This window comes from Lacinutrix venerupis (genome assembly GCF_001971745.1).
Lineage (GTDB): Bacteria > Bacteroidota > Bacteroidia > Flavobacteriales > Flavobacteriaceae > Lacinutrix > Lacinutrix venerupis.
In genome coordinates this window covers 2,306,083-2,331,180 of the sequence record NZ_CP019352.1, presented here as the reverse complement: position 1 = coordinate 2,331,180, position 25,098 = coordinate 2,306,083, and the positions used below count along the sequence as shown (strand labels likewise).

General features: G+C 28.0%; 22 protein-coding genes. All 22 read left to right on the top strand.

Features of this window, described 5'->3' with window-relative positions; genetic code table 11:
• The first annotated feature begins 30 nt into the window (after nt 1-30).
• Nucleotides 31-831, top strand: a complete 801-nt coding sequence (locus BWR22_RS10590) for a polysaccharide biosynthesis/export family protein (protein WP_076733647.1) — start codon at nt 31-33, stop codon at nt 829-831.
• 13 nt (nt 832-844) lie between these two features.
• Nucleotides 845-3,313, top strand: a complete 2,469-nt coding sequence (locus BWR22_RS10585) for an exopolysaccharide transport family protein (protein WP_076733646.1) — start codon at nt 845-847, stop codon at nt 3,311-3,313.
• The gene (locus tag BWR22_RS10580; protein WP_076733645.1) at nt 3,313-4,311 is read left to right on the top strand and encodes an SDR family oxidoreductase; all 999 of its coding nucleotides are present in this window, start codon (nt 3,313-3,315) and stop codon (nt 4,309-4,311) included. The genes BWR22_RS10585 and BWR22_RS10580 overlap by 1 nt, the downstream gene beginning before the upstream one ends.
• The gene (locus BWR22_RS10575; RefSeq protein ID WP_076733644.1) at nt 4,298-5,182 is read left to right on the top strand and encodes an ABC transporter permease; all 885 of its coding nucleotides are present in this window, start codon (nt 4,298-4,300) and stop codon (nt 5,180-5,182) included. Before BWR22_RS10580 ends, BWR22_RS10575 begins: the two co-directional genes overlap by 14 nt.
• Before the next feature lies 1 nt (nt 5,183).
• Nucleotides 5,184-6,488, top strand: a complete 1,305-nt coding sequence (locus BWR22_RS10570) for an ABC transporter ATP-binding protein (RefSeq protein ID WP_076733643.1) — start codon at nt 5,184-5,186, stop codon at nt 6,486-6,488.
• 72 nt (nt 6,489-6,560) lie between these two features.
• Nucleotides 6,561-7,838 (top strand): TDP-N-acetylfucosamine:lipid II N-acetylfucosaminyltransferase, encoded by a 1,278-nt coding sequence (locus BWR22_RS10565; protein WP_076733642.1) that lies wholly within the window; start codon nt 6,561-6,563, stop codon nt 7,836-7,838.
• On the top strand, nt 7,835-8,824 hold the full coding sequence (locus BWR22_RS10560) for a glycosyltransferase family 2 protein (RefSeq protein ID WP_076733641.1): 990 nt from the start codon (nt 7,835-7,837) through the stop codon (nt 8,822-8,824). Before BWR22_RS10565 ends, BWR22_RS10560 begins: the two co-directional genes overlap by 4 nt.
• Complete coding sequence (locus BWR22_RS10555; RefSeq protein WP_076733640.1) at nt 8,821-9,759, top strand: glycosyltransferase family 2 protein; 939 nt, start codon at nt 8,821-8,823, stop codon at nt 9,757-9,759. Before BWR22_RS10560 ends, BWR22_RS10555 begins: the two co-directional genes overlap by 4 nt.
• A 4-nt stretch (nt 9,760-9,763) precedes the next feature.
• Nucleotides 9,764-10,696 carry a glycosyltransferase family 2 protein gene (locus BWR22_RS10550; protein ID WP_083678285.1) on the top strand — a complete coding sequence of 311 codons (933 nt, stop codon included), beginning with the start codon at nt 9,764-9,766 and terminating at the stop codon, nt 10,694-10,696.
• The gene (locus BWR22_RS10545; protein WP_076733638.1) at nt 10,696-11,295 is read left to right on the top strand and encodes an acyltransferase; all 600 of its coding nucleotides are present in this window, start codon (nt 10,696-10,698) and stop codon (nt 11,293-11,295) included. Before BWR22_RS10550 ends, BWR22_RS10545 begins: the two co-directional genes overlap by 1 nt.
• A 3-nt stretch (nt 11,296-11,298) precedes the next feature.
• Nucleotides 11,299-12,546 carry a glycosyltransferase family protein gene (locus BWR22_RS10540; RefSeq protein ID WP_076733637.1) on the top strand — a complete coding sequence of 416 codons (1,248 nt, stop codon included), beginning with the start codon at nt 11,299-11,301 and terminating at the stop codon, nt 12,544-12,546.
• A complete protein-coding gene (locus BWR22_RS10535; protein WP_076733636.1) occupies nt 12,546-13,811 on the top strand; it encodes a glycosyltransferase family protein in 1,266 nt (421 codons plus the stop codon). The genes BWR22_RS10540 and BWR22_RS10535 overlap by 1 nt, the downstream gene beginning before the upstream one ends.
• Nucleotides 13,812-13,815: 4 nt before the next feature.
• Nucleotides 13,816-14,814, top strand: a complete 999-nt coding sequence (locus BWR22_RS10530) for an N-acetylneuraminate synthase family protein (protein ID WP_076733635.1) — start codon at nt 13,816-13,818, stop codon at nt 14,812-14,814.
• 6 nt (nt 14,815-14,820) lie between these two features.
• Nucleotides 14,821-15,975 (top strand): UDP-N-acetylglucosamine 2-epimerase, encoded by a 1,155-nt coding sequence (gene neuC / locus BWR22_RS10525; protein ID WP_076733634.1) that lies wholly within the window; start codon nt 14,821-14,823, stop codon nt 15,973-15,975.
• Nucleotide 15,976: 1 nt separating this feature from the next.
• On the top strand, nt 15,977-16,669 hold the full coding sequence (locus BWR22_RS10520; RefSeq protein ID WP_076733633.1) for an acylneuraminate cytidylyltransferase family protein: 693 nt from the start codon (nt 15,977-15,979) through the stop codon (nt 16,667-16,669).
• Nucleotides 16,669-17,616 carry an NAD(P)-dependent oxidoreductase gene (locus BWR22_RS10515; RefSeq protein ID WP_198033374.1) on the top strand — a complete coding sequence of 316 codons (948 nt, stop codon included), beginning with the start codon at nt 16,669-16,671 and terminating at the stop codon, nt 17,614-17,616. The genes BWR22_RS10520 and BWR22_RS10515 overlap by 1 nt, the downstream gene beginning before the upstream one ends.
• On the top strand, nt 17,604-18,995 hold the full coding sequence (locus tag BWR22_RS10510; protein ID WP_076733631.1) for a hypothetical protein: 1,392 nt from the start codon (nt 17,604-17,606) through the stop codon (nt 18,993-18,995). The genes BWR22_RS10515 and BWR22_RS10510 overlap by 13 nt, the downstream gene beginning before the upstream one ends.
• A gap of 19 nt (nt 18,996-19,014) precedes the next feature.
• On the top strand, nt 19,015-20,091 hold the full coding sequence (locus BWR22_RS10505; protein WP_076733630.1) for a glycosyltransferase family 4 protein: 1,077 nt from the start codon (nt 19,015-19,017) through the stop codon (nt 20,089-20,091).
• Between the two features lie 2 nt (nt 20,092-20,093).
• Nucleotides 20,094-21,527: an MBOAT family O-acyltransferase gene (locus tag BWR22_RS10500; protein ID WP_076733629.1), complete on the top strand. Its 1,434-nt coding sequence runs from the start codon at nt 20,094-20,096 to the stop codon at nt 21,525-21,527.
• On the top strand, nt 21,528-22,418 hold the full coding sequence (locus BWR22_RS10495; RefSeq protein WP_076733628.1) for a hypothetical protein: 891 nt from the start codon (nt 21,528-21,530) through the stop codon (nt 22,416-22,418).
• Nucleotides 22,415-23,566 carry a glycosyltransferase family 4 protein gene (locus BWR22_RS10490; RefSeq protein ID WP_076733627.1) on the top strand — a complete coding sequence of 384 codons (1,152 nt, stop codon included), beginning with the start codon at nt 22,415-22,417 and terminating at the stop codon, nt 23,564-23,566. Before BWR22_RS10495 ends, BWR22_RS10490 begins: the two co-directional genes overlap by 4 nt.
• Nucleotides 23,563-25,095, top strand: a complete 1,533-nt coding sequence (locus BWR22_RS10485; RefSeq protein WP_076733626.1) for a glycosyltransferase family 2 protein — start codon at nt 23,563-23,565, stop codon at nt 25,093-25,095. Before BWR22_RS10490 ends, BWR22_RS10485 begins: the two co-directional genes overlap by 4 nt.
• Nucleotides 25,096-25,098: the final 3 nt, after the last annotated feature.

The window sequence follows — 25,098 nt, the reverse complement described above, 5'->3', positions numbered from 1 at the left end:
TATATTTGTGTCAATTAAAAGCACCCAAAAATGAATAAATTTATAGTGGCTATTGCTATACTATTCAGTGTATTATGTTCTTCATGTATCACTAACAAAGATGTGGTTTATCTTCAGGATAAAGGTACGATTGTTAATGATTCTTTACATTTAAAAGATATGGGAAAACCATATCGTGTTCAAATTAACGATATTCTTAGCATAAATATTAAATCTACAGACTCAGAATTGGCTAAATTAGTAGCTATTTTTAATCCTACCGAAAGAATAGGAAATGTGAATGGTCAAGAAACTTTATATTATGATGGCTTTACGGTAGATTTACACGGTAATATTGAGTTTCCTATTTTAGGAAAAATTAATGTTCTAGGCTATACTACAGATGAAATTAATGCAAAAGTAAAACAAGCTTTATTAGATAAATATTTAAAAGATGTTTCTCAAATTTTTATAACTGTAAAACTTGCAGGATTACGTTATACTGTTTCTGGTGAAGTAGAAAGCACAGGAGTTTTAACCTTATATCAAGATCGTGTTAATATAATTGAAGCTTTAGCAAACGCAGGAGATATAAAAGATACAGGAGATAGAACAGATATTTTAGTAGTAAGGCAATATCCACAAGGTCAAAAAATTCATCATATAGATTTAACAGATATGGCAGCAATGCAATCTCCATATTACTATATACAATCTAATGATATGATTTTGGTAAAACCATTAAAGAGAAAATCTTTAGGAGCTGGGCAAACTGCGACACAGACTTTAACTACTATAGCTTCAATATTTTCTGTTTTAGTGTCTACTTATTTTTTAGCTAAAAACCTTTAAAAGGAATTATTTTATGAATGATGAATTTGAACTTTTAGAGTCCCAAGCACAATCACCTTTTGATGTAAAGGCTTTTTTAATACGTGCTTTAAGTTATTGGAAATGGTTTGTGTTGTGTATTGGCTTAGGTATTTTTATTGTATATCAACAAAACATTAGAAAACAACAATCTTATAGATTAAGTACTCAAATTTCTATTGAAGATGATAAAAATCCACTTTTTACATCAAACACAAGCTTAACATTTAATTGGGGAGGCGTTTCTGGTAAAGTAAAAACAATTATGACAACTTTACAGTCTAGATCTCATCACGAAAAAGTTGTAGATACTTTAGCATTTTATAAAAAATATTTAAAGCAATCACGTTTTAGAAAAGACGATATTTATAAAGCTGCACCATTTGAAATTTCTTTAACACCAAATACTTACCAGGTATTAAACCATCCAATAAAAGTTACTTTTTTGGGAGGTGATAAATTAGAAATTCAAACAGAATTTGAATCTCCTACTTTAAGAACTCAGAATTTTGATACTAAAGAACATGAAACTATTAGTGCTACTAATGGTGTTAAAACATATCCAGCAACTTTAGGTGAGCCAATTAATTTGCCGTTTTTAAAAGGAACGATTACAAAAAGGGATAAACGCGATTTTAATGCTGGCGATGAGTATTATATTGAATTTAGTGATTTTGATGCTGTAGTTCGTAACTATAAAAATAAACTTAAAATAGATAATCCTATTAATTCCGCAATACTTAATTTAAGTATGACGGATGTTAACACAGCTAAAATTGTAGACTATTTAAATAAAACAGTTGATATTTTAAGAAAAGACCAATTAGATAAGAAAAATCTTTTTGTAACTAATACTATTGCATTTATAGATAAACAATTAGCTCGAGAAAAAGAAAATTTAATTTCTAGAACCGATTCTTTAAATAATTACCGCGAAAAAAATAAGATTTTTAATCTAGATGAAGAAAGTATTCAAATAAATGAAAAGCTTTCTGAATTAGAAACTGAAAGCGATAATATTAACCGAAAAATAGCTTATTACAGAAGCTTAAAAACGTATTTAGAGACAAGTAATAGTTTTACCGAGTTGCCTGCTCCATCTATAGCAGGAATTGATGATACTAATATTTTAAATAATATAGCAAAAATTAATGCACTATCTGTACAGAAATCAAAATATGAAAGTACAGTAAGAAGTGACGCTTCAGTTTTTGTAGATTTAGATAATCAAATTGAAGCATTAAAATCTGTATTGTTAGAGAATATAAGCTCTGCTACTTCAGGTTTACGTCGCGAACTTAATTTTGTAAATGGTAAAATAGGACAGAGTACAAGTAAAATAAAAAAACTTCCAAAAGACCAACAGCAATTGTTAACTATACAACGTCAATACGCATTAAGTGAACAAACATATAATATGTTTTTAGCTAAGCGGGGTGAGGCAGATATTATAAAATCGGCTAGCGTAAGTGATGTTCAGGTTGTAGATCCTGCAAAAGATACAGGAGCAATACCTATAGATTTAAAATTAAGTGCGCGTTATATTTTTGCTTTTTTAGGAGGTTTAATTATCCCACTATTAGTCGCGTTTTTAGTTACTTTTTTTGATAATAAATTACATAACCCACAGAGTTTAGAAAAATTATCAAAAATTCCATTATTGGGTGTTATAGGTAAAAATACAACAGTAAATAACTTAGCTGTACACTTAAAACCAAAATCTACTGTTGCAGAAGCATTTAGAGGTTTAAGATCTAGTTTGCAATACATGTATAAAAAACAAGCAAATGAAAGTTCTAAAACGATAATGCTAACCTCTTCGGTAAGTGGAGAAGGTAAAACATTTTGTTCTATTAATTTAGCTACAGTTTTTGCATTAAGCGGAAAGAAAACAATTTTAGTAGGCCTAGATTTAAGAAAGCCAAAAATATTTGATGATTTTGAGATTAAAAATAATATTGGTTCAGTAAACTATCTTATTGGTCAAAAAAGCTTAGAAGAGATTACTCAACAAACAAAAATCGAGAATTTAGATTTAATTGTATCTGGACCAGTACCGCCAAATCCATCAGAGTTACTAATGGGTGATATTATGGATCAATTTATAGCAGAATTAAAAGAAAAATACGATTACATTATTTTAGATACGCCACCAATTGGGCTAGTTGCAGATGCTATAGAATTAGTAGAATATGTAGATGCAACACTATACGTGGTAAGACAAGATTATACTAAAAAAGGTATGTTAAGTCTTATAAACGATAAATTTAAACGTAAAGAATTAAGTAATATAAGCTTTATCTATAATTTCTATAACCAAAAAGGAAAATATGGTTATGGGTACGGATATGGTTACGGTTATGGTTATGGGTATGGTACCTATGGTAACGGTTATCATGAGGATGAAGAGAAAAATAGAGGGTTGTTAAACAGAATAACTAATATTTTTAAATTTAAAAAGTAGTGTTAGAAAGCAACTATAAATATCATACAAAAGACCTCTCTCAATACCAGTTTTTAATTACTGGAGGTGCCGGATTTATAGGCTCTAATATTGTTAACTATTTATTGAAAAATAATGCAAAACACGTGCGTGTTTTAGATAATTTATCTAATGGCTACAAAGCCAATATCGAATCTTTTTTAAACTTGCCAAATTTTGAATTTATAGAAGGAGATATATGCGATTTAGAGACTTGTAAACAAGCGATGATAGATATAGATTATGTTAGTCACCAAGCAGCATTAGGTTCTGTACCACGTTCTATAAACGATCCTATAACAAGTAACAATGTTAATGTGTCTGGTTTTTTAAACATGTTAGTTGCTTTAAAAGAGAGTAAAACAGTAAAACGTATGGTTTATGCTGCATCAAGTTCTACATATGGTGATAGTAAAACTTTACCAAAAGTAGAAGATACCATTGGTAAGCCTTTATCTCCTTATGCAGTTACTAAATATGTAAACGAGTTGTATGCAGATGTTTTTGGAAAAACATATAATACAGATGTAGTGGGCTTGCGTTATTTTAATGTATTTGGACCAAAACAAAGCCCAAATGGTGCCTACGCAGCAGTTATTCCGCTATTTATGGAAGCTGTAAATAAAAATAAAGCAGCAACAATTAATGGTGACGGTAAACAAACTCGAGATTTTACATATGTAGATAATGCTGTTCAGGCAAATGTTAAAAGTTTTTTCGCTTCAGATAAAGCAAAAAATGAAGTTTTTAATATAGCATGTAGCGAAAGAATAAGTGTTAATAAACTTTGGGATATAATAAATGTTTCAGCAAAAAAAAATATCAAAGCAAAATTTGGCCCAACCAGAGCAGGCGATGTAAAAGACTCTTTAGCAGATATTAGTAAAGCTAAAGAAATGTTAGATTATCAGCCACAGTTTTCTGTAAAAGAAGGTTTAAAACTTACTTGGGACTATTTTAAAAATAATGAAAGTGAATAAACCCGAAATAGTACAAGATTGGCTATATACCATTTCTCCAAAACGGAAATTAATTGACCTAAATTTTAAAGAAATTTGGAGATATCGCGATTTGCTATTTTTATTTGTAAAGCGAGATATCATTACTCAATATAAGCAAACTATTTTAGGACCGTTATGGTATTTTATTCAGCCTTTATTTACTTCGGTAATATTTACTTTAATTTTTAATAATTTAGCTTCTATACCAACAGGATCTGGCATACCATCTTTTTTATTTAATTTAGCAGGTATTACGTCATGGAATTATTTTAGTGCCTGTTTAACAGGAACGAGTGATACTTTTAAAGCCAATCAAAACATTTTTGGTAAAGTTTATTTTCCAAGAGTTATCACACCACTATCTGTAGTGTTTTCTAATCTCTTAAAATTCGGAATTCAGCTATTAGTATTTATAAGCTTCTATATTTATTTTGTTTTTTTTACAAATCAAGCTGCTAATGCAGTACCTCAAAGTGCTTTAGTTTTATTACCTTTTCTAATAATTTTTATGGGCTTATTTGGTTTAGGTTTCGGGATGATTTTATCATCTATGACAACCAAGTATCGCGATCTAACTTTTTTAATAAGTTTTGGTGTACAGTTGCTTATGTATGGCTCTGCAGTAATGTACCCATTATCTTACTTTAAAGAAAAAGTGCCAGAATATTCATGGTTGGTAGAATATAACCCAATGACCACTATTATAGAATTGTTTAGATATATGACTTTAGGTGTTGGTGCGTTTTCACTAAATAATTTTTTATATGCCGGAATAATTAGTGTTGTTATTTTTTTAGTTGGGTTGATTATTTTTAATAAAACCGAGAAGAGTTTTATAGATACCGTTTAATATGGCAGATCAAGACATTATATTAAAAGCCGAAAACATTTCTAAACAATACCGTTTAGGGCTTGTAGGTACAGGTACGATTTCTCACGATTTAAATCGTTGGTGGCATCGCATACGAGGCAAACAGGATCCTTATTTAAAAGTAGGAGAAAGTAACGACCGTAGTACTAAAGGACAAAGTGAGTATGTATGGGCTTTACAGGATATTAATTTTGAAGTTAAACGTGGTGAAGTATTAGGGATTATTGGTAAAAACGGAGCAGGAAAATCTACATTACTAAAAATACTCTCAAAAGTAACAGGACCAACAACTGGAGAAATTAAAACACGAGGTCGTATAGCCTCTCTTTTAGAAGTTGGTACAGGTTTTCATGGTGAAATGACTGGTCGCGAAAATATCTATTTAAATGGTGCTATTTTAGGTATGACAAAAAAAGAAATTGCCTCTAAAATAGATGAGATTATAGATTTTTCTGGGTGTGAACGTTATATTGATACACCTGTAAAACGCTATAGTTCTGGTATGACTGTGCGTTTGGCTTTTGCAGTGGCAGCTTTTTTAGAGCCAGAGATTTTAGTTGTTGATGAGGTTTTGGCTGTTGGTGATGCAGAGTTTCAGAAAAAAGCTATTGGGAAAATGCAGGATATTAGTCGTGGTGAAGGTAGGACTGTTTTATTTGTGAGTCATAATATGGCGGCGGTTAAGAGTTTGTGTACTAGATGTATTGTATTAGAGAATGGTAAGGTGGTTTTTGAAGGTGACCAAAATAAATCTGTTAATTACTATTTATCAGTTGAAAAAAATAAAGAACAGTCAATTTTAGAAGAAAGAACAGACCGCGTTGGAAATCAAAAACTAAAAATAATAGATGTCTCATTTTTTAATAATTTAAATGATCAAGTTTCTGAAGTAATTTCTGGAGAATATTTAAAAATTAGAGTTAAAATAAAAAAAAGTAATTTTAAAATTGATTATAGTAAGCTTATTGCTGCAGTAAGTTTTTTAGATAATGACTTTAATATTTCTCTATCTTATATAAGTGATGAGACTGGTTTTAATTTTTTTAATTTAGAAAACAAAGATTATTTTGATTTAATAATACCTAATCTATATTTAAGAGCAGGGAATTATAGAATAAGATTATTAATTACAGAATTTGATACAAAACCAAACAATTTTATAGATTTAATCGAAAATGCAGTTTCAATTAATGTTTTAGCTGGAGATTTATGGAACACTGGTAATTTTAATAGAGAAGGAAATCATGCAATTTTACCAGGAAATTTTGAAATTAAATATTTATGAGAGTCTGTGAAATTTTAATAAATGTGTTTAAAAATTATGCAACAGTTAGTTTTTTAATAAAAACATCCAGAAATGCATTTAAGTAGCACATTAAATAAAACCAAAGTATTTCATGTTTTTGATGATGATAAGTTTATTGATCCTGCGATAAAACTATTTGAGAAGACAGTTCCAGGGTTGTCGGAATATTTTATAATAGCATCAAATCAAAAGTCACTCAAATATGTAAAATCTAAGAGCATTACAGTTTTAAATTTTTCAGAGAGTAGCGTTAAAGAAGAATTTGTAAACTTTATAAACGACAGTGATATTAAAGTTGTTTTTTTTCATGCGTTAAATTTACCAAAACAATTATTGGTTAATTCTTTAAAACCTGAAATTGTTAAGGTTTGGTTTATTTGGGGATATGATTTGTATGGTACATGGATGTCGATAAAAAGAAATTTATATAGTCCAAAAACAAAACAGTTTGTAAAAGAAAATTCTAGAGATTTAACTTTTAAAAATAAATTACTTTATAATCAGTTTTCACTCTGGTTATTTTTAAAAAGAAAAAAAATAGAGTTTTTTCTTCCTAATAAAATATTATCTATTTTAAACAATAGATATGATATAGAATACTATAATGCAGTAAAAAACATTGATATTGTTGTTCCTGTGGTGCCCACTGAATACAAAGTTTTAAAAAAATTAAAAATTTCTCCAAAGCTGGCACCATTTAGTTATTTGTGTATAGAAGATATTTTTAACAATAAATTAAACCAAAATGTTCTAAATTCCAGAGATATTTTAATAGGAAATTCAGGAAACCCAACAAATAATCATGTTGATGCTTTTAATAAATTAAGAAAACTAAATTTAGGTAATAGAAAAATAATAGTACCATTAAACTATGGAGGAACTAAAAAATACATAGATTTTGTTATCGAAAAAGGAACTTGTTTTTTTGGAGAAAATTTTGTGCCACTTTTAAATTTTATGCCGTTAGAAGAATATAATAAGATTCTGTCAAGTTGCGGTTTTGCAATATTTAATCACATTAGACAACAAGCTGTAGGTAATATTATTGCATTGGCATATTCTGGAACTAAAATTTTTTTAAATAAAAAGAGCCCTGTCTATTTTTATTATAATACTATTGGTAGCAAAATATATACAACTGATAGCATAAACCAATTAAGTTTAGAAACTAACTTAAGTGTTACAAATTATAAAATAAATCAAAAGGTTTTCTATGAAGTATATTCTGAGGAAGCTGTGAAAAATAAAATAAGAAATTTACTAAAAACGGTTAATAATGAAGTAATTCATAAAGCCACTTTTTCAAATTCTACACCTAAAGTACAATGACAAATTCTTTAGTCTCCATAATAATTCCAACCTATAATAGAGCGCTTTTAATAAGCGAAACACTTGATTCTATTATTGCACAAACCTATACCAATTGGGAGTGTATTGTGGTGGATGATGGTAGTACAGACGACAGTTTTAAAATAATTGATTCTTATTGTAAAAAAGATAAGCGTTTTCAGTTACACGAAAGACCTTTAAATAAACCTAAAGGAGCAAATGCTTGTAGAAATTATGGGTTAAGACTTTCAAAAGGGAAATATCTTATTTTTTTTGATAGTGATGATTTAATGATAAAAACCTGTGTTAGTAATAGAGTAAAAGCAATTGAAGGCTCTAAATATGATATGGTGATTTTTTCAATGGGACGGTTTGAAAATATTAATAGTCTAAAAATTGATAAAGATAGAATTGTAATAAATAAAAATATTGAAGATACTATATTAGAGTTTTTAAAAGGAAGTTTACCTTGGCAAGTCAGTAGACCTATTATAAAATCAGATTTCATAAAATCCAGTGCTGTCAGGTTTAATGAAAAAATGTATAGGCTGCAAGATGTTGAATTTTCTATTCAAGTTTTACAGAAATTAAGACCTGTTTATATTTCAATTGATAAAACAGATAGTTATTACCGATTTAATGAAGTTATAAGAGGACAATATTTTACTAAACATTTTAGTAACCAATTATTTATAAGTTTAAAAGAGTATTATTTATCAATTTTCAAATTATTTGATAGTAACTTTTTGTTAAAAAACAGAAGAATTTTTATTCAACAATTTTACGGTTTTGTAAAAGGACATTCACGAAATTATACTTCCTTTAAAAATATTAATTTTTTAATTAAAAAGTTTGGAAAAGAATTAAAACTTACGCAAAAACAAAAAATTGTTTTTATAGGTATTTTTTTTATTAATAAACATTTTTACGGTAAAAGAGGGACATATAGGATAACTAAATATTTTGATAAAATAATTAAAAAATGAAACCCTTAGTTTCCATAATAATACCAACTTACAGAAGAGCTCATTTAATAACTGGTGCGTTAGATTCCATTATAGCACAATGTTTTAAAAATTGGGAATGTATTATCGTTGATGATGGTAGCGATGAATTAACTATAAAAACTCTAAAAAAATTTATTAAAAAAGATTCTCGAATTAAACTGTTATCTAGATTAAATAATACTCTAAAAGGACCAAGTGCTTGTCGAAATTTAGGTTTACGAAATGCAAAAGGTAAGTATATCCAATTTTTTGATGATGATGATGTAATGTATTATAACCTTTTAAGTGATAAAATTGAAATAATGGAAAAGAATAATTTGGATGTATTGGTATCTCCAATGGATTTTTTTTCTGTTGATAAGAATAAGACGTTATTTAAAAATAAAGTTGCAGCCAAAGATACTACTAAAGCGTATTTACTTGGTGAAATTTCGTGGTATGTAAGTGGACCATTATGGCTAAAGTCATTTTTAACAGAAAATTTTGATGAATTTGTTCAAACTTTAGATGATTGGGATTTTAATTTAAGGAATATTTATAGAAAACCTAAAATAGGTTATACCGCTAATTCTTATCAACGTTATAATTTATATGAAAAAGGTAATACATTGAGTACGCTAGCCCAAAAAGGAGATGAGAAACAAATTAACTCAGTATATTATGTTTATAGTAAACACTTCCTATTACTAAAAGAAAGTAAAAAATTAACTAAAGATATTTATATTAGATTTTATAAACTTTTAACTCCTTTATTACGTGAAAGTTTAATAATAAAAAAACCAGTTTCAAATAAGATATTTAATTTTTTACTACAAAACATAAAAATATTTATAATACCTAAATTTATTAAAATATATACCGGTTTTTATTTTTATAAATTTTTTAATAAAGGATATAGGTTAGTTAAATTTTAAAATTATGAATCCAACCATAACAATTATAATAGCCACTTATAATCGAGCAAGTTTTATTTTAAATATGCTTAAAACTATTCGTGCTCAAACTTTTAAGTCTTGGGAATGCATAATTGTAGATGATGGTGGTACAGATAATACAGAGGAAGTTATTTCTAATATACTTAAAGAAGATAATAGATTTAAGTACTTAAAGAGGCCAAACAATTATAAAAAAGGATTGTGCGGTAGCCGTAATTACGGTTTAGATATAGCAAAAGGAGATTATATTGTTTTTTTTGATGATGATGATTTGGTGCATCCTAAAATATTGGAAATCACACAAAATATAAATGTTAAACACAATGTGGATTTTTGTCATTATCAAAAACAATCTTTTGTTAACGACATTCCAGAATTCCAAAACACAAAAACCGAAATTATTGGTAATATAAACACAGATAATATTGAAGCTGTTGTTACAGGTAAAATTGGTCTAGCTTCTTGTACCGTTTTATGGAGAAAAGAGTGCTTTAAAAGCTGTCGTTTTAATGAGGATTTACAATATGCCGAGGAATGGGAATGTTACATAAAAATTATTAGTAATGGCTTTAAAGGAATAATAATAAACAATGTTTTATATTATAATAGAAAGCATCAAAACTCCAATACTGGAGAATTTTGGTCTAATAATCCTAAAAGAGTAAACTCTAAAAAAGAAGCCATTTATTTAGTTTTAAAAAGCATTAAAAACAATCAATTACTTTCAAAAAATATTGAAAATTATTTAGTTAATCAATCCATTCATTTTAGAGATTTTAAATTTTTTAAAAAAATCATTTCCGAAAGTAATATGTCATTAAAAGAAGGAAATGCAAGAACAATAAAATATTATTTATTTCCTTTTTGGATAATTGAGCAGAAATTGAAAAGAGGATTAAAAAAGAGTAATGTATAATGAATTTTAGAACTATTCTATTAAGAGTGTTAAAATATGTGCCATTTTCTTTTTTAAAAGTGGTGATTCTAAAGCATATTTTAGGTTACAAAATTGGTAAAAACGTTACTATAGGTAAAGCTTATTTTAATTGTAAAAAGGTAACTATTGGAAACAATGTAAAAATAGCTAATGGTAATAATTTTACTTGTAATACCTTAATAATAGGAGATAATACTGTGTTCCATTCTAACAACAATATTGTTGGTAGTGGTGTCTTTAAAATTGGAAACAATTCTAGAGTGATAAACAATCATTATTTTGATGTTTGGAATAACATTACTATAGGAAATAATACATGGATTGCAGGAAAGAATTCTGAGTTTTGGACACATGGATCCATCCATACCAAAACAGGAAAAAATCTAGATATAGAAATAGGAGATCCTACCTATGTTAGTTCTTCTTGTAAGTTTGCACCTGGTGTGAAAATAGGCTCTATAAATATAGTTGGATTAGGAAGTGTGGTTACTAGTAATTTTTTAGATAATAAAAATATAATAGCTGGTAATCCTGCAAAAAATGTAAAAAATAATATTGACTGGCGAGAGAATTGGTAATTTATGAGTACTAAAAAAAACATATTAGTAATAGCAGAATCTATAGATGTAAATGCTACAAGTGGTGCAAAAGCCAATGTAGCATTAATTAATGCTTTGCTTTTATGTAACTATAGTGTAACAGTGCTTCACTATACACGAAAGAAGATACTACTTTCTCAAATAAACTGTATTAAAATTGAAGAAGAAAAAAGCAGTTTAAACTATTTTTTAAGTCGCGCACAACGTGTATTCCAAAGAGCTACTAAAATAAATATATCTAAAAGTTTAGAGAACATTTTCGGGCACTCATTTACTTTTTATAACGATTCTAAAAGCATTGCAAATGCTACTAAAAAGTATTACAACAATCATGATTTAATAATAACTTTAAGTCAAGGTGCTAGTTTTAGACCACATCATGCTATGTTAAGTTTGCCTAGTTTACATAGTAAATGGTTGGCTTATGTACATGACCCTTATCCATTTCATTTGTATCCAGAACCTTACAATTGGGTAGAGGCAGGTTATAAGCAAAAAGAACTTTTTTTTAGGAAAGTTTCTGAAAGTGCCAAATATTCTGCATTTCCAAGCCAATTACTTAAAGAATGGATGGGACAATTTTATCCTAAGTTTTTAGAAACAGGATTAGTTATACCACATCAAAATTCAAAATTTAAAAATCTAAATTATACACCACTAGACTATTTTAATTCAAAAAAGTTCACCTTACTTCATGCAGGTAATTTAATGATGCCAAGATCACCAATTGGACTAATAGAAGGTTTTAAAATTTTTCTTAAAAAACATCCTGAAGCAAAAAAAGAAGTTAAATTATTAATGTTAGGAAATGCTGATTACTATAAACACACACTTAACGATTACAATAAAAATATTAAAGAGCTATACGTAAGTGATGGCTATGTATCTTTTAATGAAGTTTACAAATTGCAAAAACAAGTATCTATAAATATTATTATAGAAGCCAAATCTTATATCAGTCCGTTTCTGCCTGGTAAATTTCCACATTGTGTAGAAGCTAATAAACCAATATTACATTTAGGTCCGAGAAGAAGCGAAACTAGAAGATTATTAGGTGAAAATTATCGTTATTTTTGCACCATTGATGATTCAAAAAAAATAGCTGAGTTAATAGAAGAATTATATATAATTTGGAAGACAAACAAAAAAGAGTTGAGACTTAACAGAAAAGATTTAGAAACTTATTTGTCACCAACTCAATTGGAATCGATATTAAGAACTATAGTGTGATGAAAAAAATTTTAATATCTGCATACGCAGTCTATCCTGAAATAGCTTCAAGTGAAGGTGTTGTAAATAAAAATTGGATAGATATTATTAAAAAAAACAATGTAGAGCATATTTTATTTTCATCACAAACAAGTGTATTAAAAAAAAGAAATACATATTTAAGGCAAATATTTTCTTTTTATAAATCAAATCGAAATAGTTTAAAAGGTATTTTATATCTATTATTAAATAAATCTTTTAAAATTTTTGTTAATTCAAATGAAGTTGATTCATTATATCAATATCTATGGTTAAAATTTCAAAAGAAATCTTACAATAAAATAATAAAAAAAGATATCGTTGTTTGGGTTAGAGTTTTACCAATGTTTTCTGTATTGCCAGTAATCAATAATTTAATTAAAACTCCTATTATAATAAACATTAATGATCCTTTAGATTTAAATAATTCTCGAAATAATAATGGAGAGAAAATACTTTTGAATGCGATTAAAGAAACGCAATGTTGGACTTTTCCTTCTTATAAATTGGCTATGCAAATAGCTGAAAAATATAATTTAGATAAAGAAAGATGTTTCGTAATCCCTCACGCCATGCAAGAGCAGAAAGTTCTTTATGAAAAAAGAGATAAACCAAAAACTAAAAAACTAAAATTTGTATATACAGGCACCTTTTACAAAAGCGCATTTACAAAAGAATTTGGAGATGGTTTACAAAAGTTTTATAAAACTTCAAAAGGAAAAGAAATTGAATTTACTTTCATATTAAGTCAATACGATAATGCTTCTATAGAGTGGATAAAAAAAACATTACCAGATGCTAAAATTTTATTTAAATTAAGTAGAGAAGAAGTATTAAAAATTATTAGATATGTAGATTGTATGCTTGTTGTAGATGCTTTTACACATCAAAATTTGTTAAAAGGTAAATTAATTGAGGCTATTTCGTTCGGTATTCCAATACTAGGTATCAGCTATAAAAATGCAGTAATGGATAATGTTTTGAAAGAATATGGGTGCCTAACCGGATATCAGGAAATTGAAGATGATATTTTTAACAAATTGGAGCAAACATACAATAATATAAAAGATGATAGTTGGAACAAACAGTTTTACATTGAACGAAAAAATGTAATGCAAAAAATTTCAGAGGATTATATTTATAAAGCAACTATTGATATTTCAGATTATGCATACAAACGGTTTATGTGGACATCTGGTATAGTTACTGAAAAACCAAAAAATATTTTAAATTACAATTGGCCATAAATTTATGACATTAATAATAGCAGAAATAGCACAAGCACACGATGGCAGTTTAGGTATGGCACACGCCTATATAGACGCTGTTGCAAAAACAGGAGTTAATGCAATTAAATTTCAAACCCATATAGCAGAAGCAGAAAGTAGTATTCACGAACCGTTTCGTGTAAAATTTTCTAAACAAGACAAAACACGTTTTGAGTACTGGAAACGTATGGAATTTACATTAGAAGAGTGGCAAGGTATTAAAGCTCATTGTGATGCTGTTGGTTTAGAATTTATGAGTTCGCCATTTAGTAACGAAGCTGTTGATTTGTTAGAGAAAGTAGGTGTAAAGCGCTATAAAGTAGGCTCTGGAGAGGTTAATAATTTTTTGCTTTTAGAAAAAATTGCTCAAACAAGAAAACCGGTAATTATTTCATCAGGAATGAGTTCTTTTAAAGAATTAGATGCTACAGCACAATTTTTAGAAAAAAGAAAAGTTGACTTTTCAATCTTACAATGCACTACATCTTACCCAACAAAACCAGAACAGTTTGGTTTAAATGTAATTCAAGAATTAAAAGAACGGTATCAAGTACCAATTGGTTTTTCAGACCACTCAGCATCCATAGAAGCTTGTATTGCAGCAACAGCATTAGGTGCAGAATTATTAGAGTTTCATGTGGTATTTAATAAAAATATGTTTGGACCAGATGCTAAATCCTCATTAACGTTAAAAGAAACAACCAAGCTTGTTAAAGCGGTTAAAAACATCAATATTTCTTTAAGTAACCCAATAGATAAAAGTAAAAATGAGCAATTTCAAGAATTAAAACATATTTTTGAAAAATCATTATCAGTAAATAAAGACTGTCCAGAAGGGCATATTATTACATTTGATGATTTAGAAGCAAAAAAACCAAAAGGATTAGGTATAGATGCAAGTGAATATGAAAATGTAATAGGAAAAACCTTGGAACATACTTTAAGTAAGTGGGATTTCTTAAATTTAAAAGATTTAAAATAAATAAAAATGCCTAGAAAAATATGTGTTGTCATTACTGCTAGACCATCTTACAGTAGGATAAAAACCGCTTTAATTGCAATAAAAAATCATCCCAAATTAGAACTGCAATTAGTAATTGCTGGTTCTGCTTTATTAGGACGGTATGGTAATGCAGTCGATTTTATAGAGAATGATGGTTTTGTAATTGCCGAAAAAGTATTTATGGTTTTAGAAGGTGAGAACCCAACAGCAATGGCAAAAACAACAGGTTTAGGTGTTATGGAGTTATCTAACGTGTTTTATAAATTGCAGCCAGATGCGGTTATCACTATTGCAGATCGTTTTGAAACCATTGCAACTTCTATAGCGGCAGCCTATCAAAATATTCCTTTAATTCATATTCAAGGAGGAGAAGTTACAGGTAATATAGACGAAAAAGTAAGACATGCCAATACAAAGTTAGCAGATATTCATTTGGTTGCTTCTCAAGACGCTTATGAGCGTGTAGTGAAAATGGGAGAAAGACCAGAGACAGTTTTTAATACTGGCTGTCCATCAATAGATTTAGCATTAGAAATTAAAAATAATCCAGCTATACATTTTGATCCTTTCGAAAAATATGGAGGTGTAGGAGAATATATAAATTGGAAAGACGGCTATATTGTAGTGATGCAACATCCTGTAACTACAGAATATAAATCTGCAAGAGAAGATGTATTAAAAACGCTGGAAGTTATAAATGATTTAGATATTCCGACTTTTTGGTTTTGGCCAAATGTAGACGCAGGTTCAGATGGAACTTCAAGCGGAATAAGAAGTTTTAGAGAAATAAAACAACCAAAAAATATTCATTTCTTTAAAAATATGGAACCTAACGATTTTTTAAAATTATTAGTAAATAGCAAGTGTTTAATAGGGAACTCTAGTGTTGGTATTAGAGAATGTTCTTATTTAGGTGTACCAGTTGTTAATATTGGAACTAGGCAAAATAGAAGAAAACGCGGTAATAATGTTGCCGATGTATCTTATAATAAAGATGAAATTAAAAATGCAATTTTAGAGCGTATTGCTAATAAAAATATTACTTCAGAGTCTATTTATGGCGATGGTGATGCAGGAATAAAAATTGCTGAGGTTTTAGCAAATACGACTTTAGAATTTCATAAAACTATTACCTATTAATATGAGAATTTTAGCCATTATTCCAGCTAGAGGTGGATCAAAAGGAATAAAGAAGAAAAACATTAGATTAGTTGATGGGCAACCATTAATTAGTTACACTATTGAAACAGCTCAAAAAAGTAACTTAATTACAGATTTATACGTATCTACAGATGATGATGAAATTATTGAAGTTGTAAAATCTTATAATTGTAATTTTATAAAACGATCCAAAGAAAATGCATCAGATACAGCAGCAATAGAACCAGTAATAATTGAAGTTTTAGAGCACCTAAAAAAGGAATATGATATCATACTATTATTACAACCTACGGCTCCAATTAGAGAGGTAGAAGATATAGATAATGTTATAAAAATGTTTAATGACGAAAAAGATTTAGAGAGCGTAGTTTCTGTGATAGAACTAAAAGACATTCATCCTGCAAGAATGTATACTTTGTCTTCAAAATCAAATATGATTGCACTAAATAAAGGTTTTGAACGCAGTAGAAGACAAGATTTAGAACCAGTTTATTTAAGAAATGGAGCTATTTATGCAACACGAGTAAGTACTTTTATTAAAAGCAAAAAACTCATTTCCGCAAACAAAAAAGCATACATTATGCCAGAATCTAAATGGGCAAATGTAGATACTCCTAGAGATCTTTTAATAGCAGAAGTCTTAATTCGTGAATGGAAAAAAGGGAAATTATAATGCACACAATAATCTCTGGAATAGAATCTATCTCTCAAAACACTGAAAATGTTTTGCGTAAAGTATCTACTTATCAATTTAAAACAATAGAAACAAAACAGCAATTAATAGAAGCTTTACATTCTTGCGATATTTTTTGGTTCAGATTGAATCATAAATTAACTAAAGAGATTTTAGAAAATTCGAAATGTAAATTCATTGTTTGCGCTGTAACAGGATTGGATCATATAGATTTAGAATCATGTAAAGAAAATAATATTACCGTTATTAGTTTAAAAGGAGAATTTGAATTTTTAAAAGAAGTTAGAGCCACTGCAGAACATACTATAGGTTTATTATTGACACTTATTAGAAAAACAAAAAATGCTTACAGTCATGTCGAGAATGGAAATTGGGATAGAACACAATTTCAAGGTACAGAGTTGTATAAAAAAAAGGTTGGTATTATTGGATTAGGAAGATTAGGGAAAATAGTAGCAGAATATTACAATGTAATGGGAATGCATGTTTTTTATTATGATATTAATAAGCAAGAAAAATACGAAAATAAATATACTGCTGTAAATTCTATAGAGGCACTTTTTAAAGAAATTGATGTATTATCCATTCATTTACCTTACAATACTTCAACACACTTTATTTTAAATGAAAAGAATTTAAATACCTTAAAAAAGAATGCTTTAGTTGTTAACACCTCAAGAGGTGGTGTAATTGATGAACAAGCATTATTAAATTTATTGAATACTGATAAAATAGCAGGTTACGCTACTGATGTTTTATATGGAGAACCAGATATTATTAACCATCCATTAGTAAAATATGCTAAAAAAAATAATAATGTAGTTATTACACCTCATATTGGAGGTAATACTTTTGAATCTATTGAAAAAACGGAGTTATTTGTTATTCAGAAATTAAAAAAAATAGTAGAGCAATGTCAAAAATAGGTATAGTAATAGCAGATGGCGTTGGCTATAGAAATTTTATTTTAAGTGATTTTATTAAAGAAGCTGTAAAAGAATATGATGAAGTGGTTATTTACTCTGGACTAATAGCAGATGTTTATACGCACTTAAAATTTAAAAATTTATATGTAAGAGAGCTCGATATCTTTAGAGAAAAAAAGAATACATGGTTTTATAGGAAATTAAAAGAAGTTGCTCACATGAAAAAGCACCTTTCTTTTTTTGGTATTAAAACTAGTTATAATAATGGTAAACCAGAAAAAATAAATACGCCAACAAGTTTTTTAATTTACTTAGCTTATATAATAACAAAATTTTTTCATTCAGAAAAAAACATAGCTTTTTATGAAAAATTACAATTTAATACATTTAAAAATAATAATATATATATAAAATATAGAGATTTTTTAGTTGAAGATAAACCGGATAGTTTAATATTTACGCATCAGCGTCCTTATAATTTATCACCTCTATTGTATGCCGCTCAAAGATTAGATATAAAAACTTTGAGTTTTATATTTAGTTGGGACAATTTATCATCTAAAGGAAGAATGTTAGGTGAGTTTGATGGGTATTTAGTTTGGAGTGATATCATGAAAAAAGAATTAAAATATTTTTATCCAAATACAAATTCTGAAAAAATATTTGTTGTAGGCACTCCTCAGTTTGAAACTTATGTAATAGATAAATATGCATCTGACTCAAACTATTTTTATAATACTTTTAATTTAGATAAATCAAAGAAAACAATTTGTTATAGCTGTGGAGATGTTTCAACAAGTAAATTAGATCCATTATATATTGAAATTATAGCAAAAGGTATTGTTTCTAAAGAGATTGAAGGTGTAAATTTTTTAGTAAGAACTTCACCTGCTGAAGATGAGTCTAGATTTAAAGACATTATTGAAAAATATCCAAATATAAAATGGAACTTCCCTAATTGGGAACTTACAAGAGATAATCATGTTGAAACTTGGTCTCAAAGAGTTCCAAGTGAAAAAGATTTAATTAATTTAAGGAGTATTTTGATGCATTGTAATTTAAATATAAATATGTGTTCCACAATGAGTTTAGATTTTATGCTATTTGATAAACCTGTAATTAATATAGCACTTGGGAATGAGCATAATGGGCTATATAATGATCAAAAATATTTAAATTATAATCATTATGATAAAGTTGTAAAAAGTAATGCTGTTGAAATAATAAAACTCGAATCTAATTTTTATGAAGCTATTAATGAATCGTTAATTAATCCGAAGATTAGATTTAAGGAACAACAAGAGCTAATAAAATTTGAAATTGGAGCGCCATTAAAAGACACTAGTAAAAGAATTATTAAAGCAATGAAAACTATATAATATTATATTTTAAAATATTATGAAAAAACATATTGCCATAATTTGTAACTATAAATTACTCGAAAACCGAATTGGTGGTATGGACTATTTTTTTTGGGTATTTAATAAAAAATGTGAAGAACAAAATATAACTGTTGATTGGTTTTTTCCTAACAATGCAACACACAGTAATTATAATACATTCAATATTATAGCAAACGAAAACATTTCAATTGAAGCATCATTCATTAATCATATAAAAAAAAATAAAACGCCTTACACACATGTTGTTACTCATTTTGTAGAGTTATGTACTTCATTTCATGCTGAGGTTAAGCAATTATTAAATACAAAGATTATTGCTATAGATCATAATCCAAGGCCACTAAATGGTTATCCATTAATAAAAAAACTTAAAAAGAAAGTAAAAGGCTATTTATATGCCAAACATATCGATCAATTTATTGGTGTTTCAGATTATACTAATCATGCTATTTTAAACGATTTTGGTTGGTTTTTAAAACCTAAGACAAAAACAATTTACAATGGCGTTTTAATACAAGGTATTATACCTAAAACTACCCGGAGAGCCACATTGAACCCTAAATTTTTAGTGGTATCTCATTTGCGATTTTCAAAAGGTATTCAAGATTTAATTCTTGCGGTTAGTAAATTACCACAACCTTTAATTAAAAATTTAAAAATTGACGTTTACGGAGATGGACAATATAAAACTGAGCTATTAAAACTAGTAACTTTACATAAATTAGAATTCGTTTTTAATTTTAAAGGAAATAGTGCGTCATTAAAATCAACCTATCAACATTACGATTATATGTTGCAACCAACACATATGGAGTGTTTTAGCCTATCTATTTTAGAAGGTTTAGCAGCAAATATTCCAGTAATTACAACACCAGTTGGAGGCAACGAAGAAGTAATTACAAACGGCGAAAATGGTTATATATTTAAAACTAAAGATATACAGGCGTTAACTGTACTTTTACAATCTATAATTACAGGAGAAAAGCAGATTAAAATTAATACAAGGGATTTAATTGAAACCAAATTTTCTATAGATTTTATGGTAGAAAAACACTTAAACCTTTTAAAATAAAAATGCTTTTTAATTCTTTTACATTTCTTGTTTTTTTTATTATTGTTTTTATTATTTATTGGTTTCCGTTAAGAAATAAAACTAAACTTCAGAATGTCTTTATTTTACTCGCAAGTTATGTTTTTTATGCTTGGTGGGATTGGCATTTTTTAGGATTAATTATTTTAAGTACCCTAGTTGATTATTTTATAGGAAACCAATTAGTCAAATTCGAAAACTCTAATACAAGAAAAGGCTTATTATCTATAAGTATCATATTTAATTTAGGATTACTTTGCTATTTTAAATACGCAAATTTTTTTATTGAAAATTGGATTATTGCATGGGAAAGTGTAGGTATAACATCTAATGTAACATCACTTAACATTATATTGCCAGTAGGAATTTCTTTTTACACATTCCAAACCATGAGTTATACTATAGATATTTATAGAAATAAACTTAAACCATCAACATCACTAGTAAATTTTGCTGCGTTCGTAGCATTTTTTCCACAATTAGTTGCTGGTCCAATAGAAAGAGCATCGCATTTATTACCGCAATTTAGTATAAAACGAATATTTGATTATAAATATGCAACTTCTGGTTTGTACTTAATTGTTTGGGGATTATTTAAAAAAGTAGTAATAGCAGATACATGTGCAACTTATGTAAATACAATATTCGATAATTACGAAAATATGAATGCACTTAGTCTTTTACTTGGTGCGGTGTATTTTGCTTTTCAAATTTATGGTGATTTTTCTGGATATTCAGATATGGCTATTGGTCTTTCTAGAGTTTTGGGATTTGATTTAAAACAAAATTTTAATAAACCCTATTTTTCAAGGAACATTGCAGAATTTTGGAGACGTTGGCATATTTCCTTATCAACATGGTTTAGGGATTATTTATATATTCCGTTAGGAGGAAGTAAAGTTTCTAATATACTTAAAATTAGAAACGTATTTGCAATTTTCTTAGTCAGTGGTTTTTGGCATGGTGCTAATTGGACATTCATTTTTTGGGGTTTATTAAACGCCTTTTATTTTTTACCTTCTTTATTATTAAATAGAAACCGAAAGTATTTAGATACGGTAACACTTAGCTTTTCTAAAAGTGGTTTACAATCACTATATCAAATGTTAATTACGTTTTTGCTAGTAACACTAGCTTGGGTGTTTTTTAGAGCCAATACTTTAAAAGATGCTTTTAATTATTTAAAAAGATTATTTTTAAATAGAGATTTTTCATTTCAATACTTAGCAATAGAGCGTTATAATTTTGAAGCCATATTGTTGTTGCTGTTTTTTATTTTAGTGGAGTGGTTATCTCGTAATAATATTCATCCTTTTGTAGGTAAATATAGAAAAGTATTTATGTCACTAATTTTAATATTAATCATTATTTTGGGTGTGTTCTCAGAGCACTCAAGTTTTATATATTTTCAATTTTAGATGAATAGATTTATTAAAAATTGTCTTGTCATTACATTAGGAATAATAATGGTATTGTTTCTATTAGATATATTATATACTAAAGTTTATGAAAATGCTTTTCCAAGAAACAAAACACAACACATTCTTAACCTTAAACCAGGTACAGAATTTGATTATGTTTTTTTAGGAAGTTCAAGAACAGAGAATTTTATAATGCCTTCAATTATAAAAAGCGAAACAAAAAAAGAAGCTCTAAATTTAGGTACACAAGGTGCAAGACTTGGTGATATGAATCTATTTTTAAGACTTTTAATAGATAAAAAAGTAAAAATAAAAAGACTGTTTGTTCAAGTAGATTATATATATAATTTTGAATCTAGTTCAGACATAGTACATTCTCAAGCCTTGCCTTATATAAGAAGTAATACTATTATTAAAAATTACATGAATAGAGTAGATTCTAGTTATTTTAAAAATTATTATATACCTTTTTATAGATATGCCAGTAATGATTATAGATTAGGGTTTAGAGAATTTTTTGCATCTTCAATAAATAAAAAATCCAAAACAGATTTTAGTAATGGTTTTGTTCCTCTATTTAATTCAATTAATCAAGGAGAAAAACATACTGCAAGTTTGCCTAATACAATATTAGAAAAAAATAAAAGCCTAATAGAAATAGACGCATTGTGCACGGCTAATAATATTAAGGTTACTTATTTTTGTGCACCTTTTTGTTCTGGATTAGTAGCTAATAACTACCTTTCTAAATTAAAAGAAAAAATACCTGATTTCAAGGATTTTTCTACAGTAATAAAAGAGGATAGTTTATTCCAAAATTGCAGTCATCTTAATAAAAATGGAGCAGAAGCTTTTACTAGGCATTTAATAACAGCATTAAATTTATGAAAATAGCCTTCATAACACCAGAATATCCACATGAAAGCTTAGGGCATTCAGGAGGTATTGGCACTAGTATTAAGCATTTAGCTATGGCATTGGTTAAACAAAAACATAAAGTATCAGTTTTAGTTTATGGACAAAAGGAAGATGGTTTTTTTAAAGATGGAGATATAACTATTTATAAAATTAAGAATCCTAAAATTAAAGGTCTATCATGGTTTTTAGCCAAGAAAAAAATTGAAAAATTAGCAAATACTTTACATTCTGAAAATAAAATAGATATTATTGAAGCACCAGATTGGACAGGTATTTCATCATTTATAAATCCAACATGTCCTTTGGTTTTAAGATTACATGGTAGCGATAGTTATTTTTGTCATTTAGATAATAGAAAAGTTAAAACAATCAATAAATATCATGAAAAAAAAGCATTTAAAAATGCTGATGGTATTATTTCGGTAAGTAAATACACAGCACAATTAACGAATACTTTATTTGGATTAAATAGAAACTTTAAAGTTATCCATAATGGTATTAATTTAAAGTTATTTAGTCCGCAAGAAAACACATCTACAGAAAAAACTATATTATATTTTGGTACATTAATTCGAAAAAAGGGACTTTTAGAATTACCTTATATATTTAATTTGGTACATGAAAAACATCCAAAAGTAAAGCTTGTTTTAGTAGGAAAAGACAGTCCGGATATTACTACAGGTAATCCATCTACCTGGCAATTAATGAAGTATTTATTTACTAAAACAAGTATAAAACAAGTTGACTATAAAGGAGCAGTAGATTATTCTAAAATGCAAAATTTAATTAAGAAGGCTAATGTTTGTGTTTTTCCTACTTTTGCAGAAGCTTTACCTGTATCTTGGATAGAAGCTATGGCAATGGAAAAAGCGGTAGTAGCTTCAAATATTGGTTGGGCTAAAGAAGTTATTAATGATAAAAAAGAAGGGTTTTTAGTACATCCAACCGAACATAACATATTCGCAAATAGAATTTTAGAATTGCTTGAAAACGAAACATTAAGTCAGCAATTTGGAATAGCGGCTAGAAAAAAAGTGGAAACGACTTTTAGTAATGACTTGGTTGCAATGCAAAGTGTTGAATTTTACAGTAAAACTATAAAAGAAAAAAGTAAGTGAATTTTAAAGAATATATAGCATCAAACGGAAGCATAATTTTATATGTTGGTAATCCCAATCTCGATGTATTAGATACTTTAGCACTTAGCGAAGGCGATATTTGGCATAGCAGTTTAGACCAAGGCTATAAAAATGCATTTCCAGAAATCGTATATCAATCTGTAGTTTATTTCTGGTATGCTAGCGATTTCAATAATTTAGATAAGTGTGTGAGTTGGAGAGTGAACCCAAATCAATTTGCAGTAAGAAAAGACGCTTGGGAAACTTTAGGAGGTTTTGATAGCGATTATATAAGTACACAAACCGCAGCTTTAGATTTTGGTTTTAATGGATTACGCTACCAAGGAGCAATTCCATTATATATAAAAGGATTATTTCCAGCTTCAAAAGAAGAGATAAATATTCCTAAAAAAGATAGCTATACTTTTTATTTTAAAAGCTTTAAAAAGCCTCATGCTATCTACATGCTATTTAGAAAAGGCATTTGGAAATTAAGTGAATTAAAGGCATATAACTACGCGAAGCAATTCACTTTAAAATCTAAAAAAAAGGTGGTTGCACCTAGACAGCTAAATGCTATAAAAGGAAAACCTACTGTTAGTTATATAATTCCAACAATGCTGCGTCAGGATTTTACTTTAAATTTATTAAACGATTTAGAGAATCAAACCTACAAACCTACAGAAGTTGTTGTGGTGGATGCAACACCAGAAAAAGCAAGAGATTTAACGTTATATAAGGAAGATAATTATTCATTTAAAGTTACTTTTAAATGGCAAACCAGCAAAGGTAGCTGCCGTGCACGTAATGAGGCTATCGATTTGTGTACTGGAGATTATATTGTTTTTGGCGATGATGATGTAAGATTGCAACCTCAGTTTATAGAAAATCACATTCGTTTATTGCAAACCTATAATGCCGAAGCATGTAATGGTTTAGATATTAGAGCAGACCACCAACAGCAAACCTTAGAAGATTTAGATATAAAATTAAAAGCATTCGATAACGAACGCTGGAAAGTTGGAGCAGCACAATCCTTTAGTAATGCAAATTCTTGTGTTTCTAAACGCGTTGTAGATACGCTTGTTGGTAACGATATTAATTACGATGGTGGTTATGGAGAAGACAGCGATTTCGGGATGGCCATAACAAAATTAGGCGTTACCGTTTTACACAATCCATTTTCTGTAAATTTACATTTAAAGCCACCAGTTGGAGGTTATCGTTTTTGGGGAAAACAAGCGAAAATAAGAGGAAAGAAAAGAAAAAAACAACCTTGGGAATTAGATACGCCTGTTAAAAATATTGTACCAAAACCTAGCCCAACCATTATGTATCAGTTACATAAACATTTTACACCAAGGCAACGTAAAGAGTACAAAATTAAATACTTTGTGTTTTATTTTACCAAAGCTAAAGTAATAGAATGGCCTTTAAGACTTATAAAGTTACCAATGCGACTACTGCAATTTAATAAGTCGGTTTTTTATGCAAAAAAGTTAATGGACTTAGGTAAACGTACAAAATAATTA